Source organism: Micromonospora sp. DSM 43699 (genome assembly GCF_055517075.1).
Genome location: NZ_JBTMMT010000144.1, coordinates 1 through 1,460 on the forward strand (window position 1 = coordinate 1; position 1,460 = coordinate 1,460).

Genomic DNA, 1,460 nt, shown 5'->3' on the forward strand with positions numbered 1-1,460 from the left:
CCCGTTACCTTTTTGATCGTCCCCAGCCGGGGACCCTCGGTCGCCCGGCCCGGTATGACTTCCTGCCCCTGTCGTTCTCATGATCCGGGGGGTGTTGTCGCCGGGTCGGGTGGCGTCGGCGGACCGCTGATAGGGACACGGCCGCCCCGTGTTCGGGGTAGGTCTCTTCGTAACGTGGCTGCCGGCAGTCCGACGCCCTGACTGCGGCCGAGGCCACGGTGCGATGCGTGGAGGCGGGTGTGGTGCACGACGGATACGGTGTCTACCTCGGCTTGGACGTCGGCAAGGAAGGTCACCACGCGGTTGGGCTGGGCCCGGACGGCAAGCGGCTGCACGACGCGCCGTTGCCGAACACCGAAGCCCGGCTGCGGCAGCTGTTCGACAAGCTGGCCCGCCACGGCACGGTCTTGGTGGTGGTTGACCAGCCCGCGTCGATCGGTGCCTTGCCGGTGGCGGTGGCTCGGGCATGCGGTCATCAGGTGGCCTACCTGCCCGGCCTGGCGATGCGCCGCATCGCTGACCTGCACCCCGGTGCGGCGAAGACCGACGCCCGCGACGCCTACGTCATCGCCGATGCCGCCCGCACCCTGCCGCACACCCTGCGGCGGGTCGACGTCGGCGACGAGGCTCTGGCCGAGCTGGAAGTCCTGGTCGGCTTCGACGACGACCTCGCTGGCGAAGCCACCCGCGTGTCCAACCGGATCCGGGGCCTGCTCACCCAGATCCACCCCGCTCTGGAACGGGTACTCGGTCCGAAAGTGCACCACAAGGCGGTCCTGGAGCTGCTGTCGCGGTGCGGCGGCCCGGCCGGGCTACGCAAAGCCGGCCGCCGCAAACTGACCTCGATCGCCGCCGTCCATGCACCCCGCATGGGTGAACGGCTCGTCGAGCAGATCATGACCGCCCTGGACGAGCAGACCGTCACCGTCCCCGGCACCCAGGCGGCGGAGACGATCCTGCCCCGCCTCGCCGACAGCCTCCGTGACGTCCTGCGTCAGCGAGACCAGGCCGCTGGAGAGGTCGAGAGGATGCTTGATGCGCACCCTCTTGCCCCGGTCCTGACCTCGATGCCCGGCATCGGCGTCAGGACCGCCGCCCGGATCCTGCTCGAAGTCGGCGACGGCACCGCCTTCGCCACCCCCGGCCACCTCGCCGCCTACGCCGGCCTCGCCCCCGTCACCCGACGATCCGGCAGCAGCATCCGCGGAGAACACCCACCCCGCGGCGGCAACAAGAACCTCAAACGCGCGTTCTTCCTCGCCGCGTTCGCCGCCCTCGCCGACCCCACCAGCCGCGCCTACTACGACCGCAAACGCGCCGAAGGCAAACGCCACAACGCCGCCCTCATCTGCCTCGCCCGACGCCGCTGCGACGTCCTATACGCCATGCTCCGCGACAAGATCCCCTACCAACCACGCCCCACCGCACCGATCGCGGCTTGACGAAACCCATAGGGACAC

At 70.3% G+C, this 1,460-nt stretch carries 1 protein-coding gene; it reads left to right on the forward strand.

Annotated elements, in window-relative coordinates:
- Nucleotides 1-242: 242 nt before the first annotated feature.
- Complete coding sequence (locus AC0AIB_RS30940) at nucleotides 243-1,442, forward strand: IS110 family RNA-guided transposase (protein ID WP_465098036.1); 1,200 nt, start codon at nucleotides 243-245, stop codon at nucleotides 1,440-1,442.
- Nucleotides 1,443-1,460 lie beyond the last annotated feature (18 nt).